At 66.9% G+C, this 3,448-nt stretch carries 3 protein-coding genes and 2 pseudogenes; 2 read left to right on the top strand and 3 right to left on the bottom strand.

The window, feature by feature from the left end; all coding sequences use genetic code 11:
* Both GRX66_RS17510 and GRX66_RS17505 read left to right on the top strand, forming a co-directional pair.
* Window positions 1–206, top strand: a pseudogene (locus tag GRX66_RS17510) (DUF255 domain-containing protein); the annotation flags it as partial.
* A gap of 249 nt (window positions 207–455) precedes the next feature.
* Window positions 456–1,256: a TrmB family transcriptional regulator gene (locus tag GRX66_RS17505; protein ID WP_159527657.1), complete on the top strand. Its 801-nt coding sequence runs from the start codon at window positions 456–458 to the stop codon at window positions 1,254–1,256.
* 36 nt (window positions 1,257–1,292) lie between these two features.
* Here GRX66_RS17505 and GRX66_RS17500 read toward each other — a convergent pair whose 3' ends face one another.
* From GRX66_RS17500 to GRX66_RS17490, 3 genes and pseudogenes are all read right to left on the bottom strand, one after another.
* The gene (locus tag GRX66_RS17500) at window positions 1,293–1,694 is read right to left on the bottom strand and encodes a hypothetical protein (RefSeq protein WP_159527656.1); all 402 of its coding nucleotides are present in this window, start codon (window positions 1,692–1,694) and stop codon (window positions 1,293–1,295) included.
* A gap of 274 nt (window positions 1,695–1,968) precedes the next feature.
* Window positions 1,969–2,904 (bottom strand): GTP cyclohydrolase MptA, encoded by a 936-nt coding sequence (mptA, locus tag GRX66_RS17495; RefSeq protein WP_159527655.1) that lies wholly within the window; start codon window positions 2,902–2,904, stop codon window positions 1,969–1,971.
* Window positions 2,905–3,029: 125 nt separating this feature from the next.
* Window positions 3,030–3,448: pseudogene (locus tag GRX66_RS17490) on the bottom strand (NAD(+)/NADH kinase); the annotation flags it as partial.

The following is a 3,448-nucleotide window of genomic DNA, read 5'->3' as shown; positions in this document are numbered from 1 at the left end:
CGGGCGACCCGCTCCGTCGTGGAAGTCGCCGACGACGCGGGCAGCGACCTCCACCGCGCGGCGCTCCGGATGGCGGACCACGAGAAAGTCGTCGTGCCGGACGCCGACGGCGACGCCGGCACCGCGTGGTCGTCGAAGCCGACGGCCGCACGGACGCCGTGGAGACGCCGTCCGACCTGGCGGACCTCGTCGCCAACACGCAATAGCTCTCGGGAGCCGACAGGACCCCTCTAAACGGCTTCAAATCGGGTTTCAAGGGCTCGCAGCCCGTTCGTCTACGCGATGGCCTCCGACGAGGACGACGACCCCGTCACGCTCGACGAACTGCTCGCCGACCTCCCGTACATCGAGGCGCGGCCGCCGGACCGCCCGTAGTGAGCGGTCGGTCCGCACCGCGCCGGTCGCGATAAACCGGCGGAGCGTTTTTCCCACCGGGAACCGAACGACACCCCGAGATGGCTAACTTGAGGGACCTCGGCCTCTCGGAGTACGAGGCGAGCGCGTACCGCTCGCTCCTTCAGACCGGGCCGGCAACCGCCAAGGAGTTGTCAGAGGAGAGTGGGGTGCCGATGGGTCGCGTCTACGACGTGCTCGGGAGCATCGAGTCCCAGCACCTCGTCCGGAGTCAGGCCGCCAGCAGGCCGAAGAAGTACGTCGCGGTCGAACCGGACACCGCGCTCGACCGCCTGCTGGAGGACCGCAAGCGCGAACTCCGCGAGAAAGCCGACCAGTACGAGGCCGTCGTCGACGAACTCGCCGCGGACCTCCAGACGCCCGCCCAGCCCGAGGAGGGGTTCTGGACGGCCGCGCTCGGCCCCGACGAATCGGTCGACCTGCTGCTGGAGCGCATCGACTCCGCGGACGACTCCCTGCGGTTGCTCGCGGGCTACGAGTCCACGAGTTTCGACGTCGCGGACACCACGAGCAGGGTCGTCGACCACCTCGAGGACGCCCTCGAGCGCGGCGTCAGCGTCTCCGTGCTCATCTCCCGGGATCTCTCCGCGAACCTCCCGGACGAGGTGAACGAGCGCTACGTCGCCGTGCTCGCCGAACACCCGAACTACGAGGTCCGCATCGGCCCCGTCGTCGAGGGCAACGTCACCATTGTCGACGACGCCGAAGTCTGCCTGGACGTCTCCAACCCCGTCGAACCGGACGAGTCGTTCGCGATGATCGACCTCCACGACCCCACGTTCGCCGGCGACGTCACTGCCGTCTTCGAGGACACGTGGGCGGACGCCGCCACCCTGGACTGACCGCGGGACTGTATTTGCCGGGCGTCAGGGGGTGCCCTACTGTTCGGCGAGCCACGCCTCGCCTTCCTCCCGGTCGTCCGTCAGGAACGTCTCGTAGGGGCTGTCCTCAATCTCTTCGTTGAAGCTCTCCATCTCCATCTTCGAGATGACGCTGTCCGAGTACACCATCGCGGAAGCCTCCATGCCGGCGTCGAGGGCCTTCGGAACCCACTCCTGCTGGAGCCACGCCTTGTCCTCGTCGTCGTGGGCCTGGATGTTGCTCGTGTCAACGAGCAGGTTCGAGTGACCGGTCTCCCGGATGGCTTCCAGGAGCACGTTCGACCCGTCGCGGAACGCCTCCCCCGTCGTGAAGTCCGTCCACGTGTGGAGGACTGCGTCGAGTTCGTCGTCCGTCTCGATGGTGTAGTCCGCCGTGTCTGCGTAGGTCTCTCGCGCCATACCTGATTGGAAAAAAATTTGAGTAATAAGTCCTCGCCCTCAGTAATCACGATTGATAACTATTGATTCGAATCGGCGACACGTTTTCCGTCGACGAACCAGCTACCAGCGCTAAGCGCCGCTACGCTCCGTCCCCGATAGACCCCAATGGATTACGAACGGAGCGCAACCCCGGCCGTATCGTTCACTCTGTGACGTATCGAATCCAAACTCTGTCACGGGAGCTGTCAAAAACGACACTCCGCCCGCCGCGTGACGTGACCGCGACGTCCGTTCAGGCGTCGCCGTTCACTTCCTCGCGCAGCGTCGCGAACTCCGCGATGCGCTCGGCGTGGGCGTTGTGCTGGTGGATGGACTCGTCGTTGGACTGCTTCATCTTCACGATGGCGTCGTCGTCGAGGTGGTCGAACTCGCTGACGACGTCCCGAGCCATCGAACGCACGCAGTCCTCCACGAACTTCGCGTTCGCGTGCGCGGCGTACGTCATGCTGTCCTCGTCCGGGCGCTTCGCGAGGTTGTAGATGCGCGCGCTCATCGAATCCCGTGCGACTGAGACGATGTCCATCAGGTCGACGTCGGGGTCTCCGGCCGTCTCGATGGTGAGGGTCGCGTGGCCGCGCTGGCTGTGCCCGGCCTGGGGTACGTCGCTGAGGAACTCCCGGACTTCGCGCTCGCCGACGCCGAGCTCCTGGAGTTTCTCGCGGGCGCGCTGCCCCATCATCTGCTGACTGCAGGGGCACACCGTCATCCCGACGACGCGCGCGCCGATCTCCTCCCGGGTCGGTTCGCCCTCGACCGCGGTGGCCGCTGCGAGAATGTCGACGCTCCCCTGGGTGGGCATGCCGCTGGCGGGCGTCTCGTCCTGGATGATGAGTTCGGCTTCCATCTCCACCGTCGCCGTCGTCGTGTAGTCGTGTTTCTCCAGCAGGCGCTCGGCGGCCTCACCGCACATCTCCTCGACGCGGTACACCGGCTCCGAGACCGCGTCCTGGAGCGTCTCGTCGATGACCTCCATGTTGCGGCTCATGTCGATGCCCTTCCGTCCCTTCGGGAGGTCGACGTACACCTCGAAGTCCGCCATCAGTGCGATCGGACGCTCGTCCTCGCGTGCGACCTTCACGAGTTTCTCGACGCCGGTCACGCCGACCTGGCTCAACCCGACCGCAACCTCCGGTTCGGTTGCCTGCACGTCCGGCAGCTGGGGGCTCATTGCTCCCGCGTAGGGGTGGCGGCTCACTAACCCTTTCCGTTCCGGCGACCCCCTCTCGTTGTCAGGACGCCCGCGCTACCCCCGCGGGTCCGCCGAGGGGCTCGCCCTGTCAGGGGGTGTCGCTTTCACTCGAGTTTGTTCAACGCCTGGAAGAAATCAGTGTCCGGCCCGGCGACACGAGCGGGTTCGTCGGCGGCCGTGACGGTCACCACCTCCGGGGTCTCCACGCGCTGTCGGTTCGCGCCGTCGCTGGAGACCGTGACGTACTCCGGACCGGATACTCGGATTGCCACCTCGCCGTCCAGCGGCGTCAACAGCGGCGGCATCGCCTCCTGCGAGCACATGCCGGTCACGACCAGCGCGTCGACGCCGGGCTGGACGAGCGGCCCGCCCTCGCTGAGGTTGTACGCGGTGCTGCCGGTGGGCGTCGACACCAGCACGCCGTCGGCGTGCGTCGCCTCGAACAGCGACCCGTCGACGCGCACCTTCCAGTTCGACGCCGTTGGCCGTGGCCGCGCTGCTCGCCTGGATGCGACTCGTCAGG

Source organism: Halobacterium bonnevillei, assembly GCF_009831555.1.
GTDB lineage: Archaea > Halobacteriota > Halobacteria > Halobacteriales > Halobacteriaceae > Halobacterium > Halobacterium bonnevillei.
The sequence above is the reverse complement of the archived record's forward strand: the minus strand, read 5'-3'. Positions and strand labels throughout refer to the sequence as shown.